Source organism: Streptomyces sp. P9(2023), assembly GCF_032436795.1.
Taxonomy (GTDB): Bacteria; Actinomycetota; Actinomycetes; order Streptomycetales; family Streptomycetaceae; genus Streptomyces.
The window spans coordinates 1-316 of the sequence record NZ_JAUPWM010000297.1; the positions used below are offsets into that span (position 1 = coordinate 1).

Consider the following 316-nt stretch of genomic DNA (forward strand, 5'->3'; position numbering starts at 1 on the left):
GCCAAGAACTGGTTGATTATATCTCCGAAGGCCATTTTAAAATTTATGATATGGTCAACCAGTTCTTGGCTAAAGCGGTGCAACGCTTTAGGCGCTGGTAACTCATTCAGTGAAGATTCGGGGGTTAAAGGCTGTAGTGCTGCAAGCTTGCAGTACTCAACGATCAGGTGTTGACGGTTATCCAACCAGTGATCGATAACTTCACTGGATCCGCCCCACTGCTCTTGTGTTTTCTTTAATTTATTTAGCATGACCATGCCCTCATGATCTCATCATCTTATTGATGATTTTCCTTGCACACCCATTGTAGTGTTGT

1 protein-coding gene is annotated in these 316 nt (G+C 43.4%); it reads right to left on the reverse strand.

What is annotated here, in order from left to right; all coding sequences use genetic code 11:
* Nucleotides 1-257: Rsd/AlgQ family anti-sigma factor (locus Q5762_RS37695; protein ID WP_315896822.1), on the reverse strand; the 257-nt coding region annotated here is incomplete at its 3' end.
* Between the last annotated feature and the right edge of the window lie 59 nt (nt 258-316).